At 63.1% G+C, this 436-nt stretch carries 1 pseudogene; it reads left to right on the forward strand.

What is annotated here, in order from left to right:
* Window positions 1–74 precede the first annotated feature (74 nt).
* Window positions 75–436, forward strand: a pseudogene (locus P7F28_RS10305) (type II secretion system protein); the annotation flags it as partial.

Consider the following 436-nt stretch of genomic DNA (forward strand, 5'->3'; position numbering starts at 1 on the left):
CGGACATCAATCCCACCGTGCCTGCGCTCTCCCCCTCTTCGTCCGCGTCTTCCGCGAAGAAGCCTTTCGATGCCTTCGGCGCTGACACGGGCTGCTTTGAGTACTGGTGGCTCACGCTCACGGTCGTGATCGGCCTTGTCTTCGCTTACTTCTCAAGCCTGAAGCGCTGGGCGGGACCGCTGCGGGACAAATTCGATCGCATGCCGCTGCTCTGGCGCAATCGACGCGACTTGCGTGCCGCGCTACTGATCGTCTCGTTGGCAGGCCTGTTCGATTCGAACCTCACACTGCGCGCCGCGCTCGAGCGGCTGTTGAAGACCGCCGACCCGTGGATGCGTTGGCACCTGATGACGATGAACCGGCGGCTTACTGCGCGGGCGGATGAGCCGATGCGTGCGCTCGACACCGGAATCTTTTCCACGACGATCGTCGACAC

This window comes from Caballeronia sp. BR00000012568055, assembly GCF_029439455.1.
In the GTDB taxonomy this organism is placed as follows: domain Bacteria; phylum Pseudomonadota; class Gammaproteobacteria; order Burkholderiales; family Burkholderiaceae; genus Caballeronia.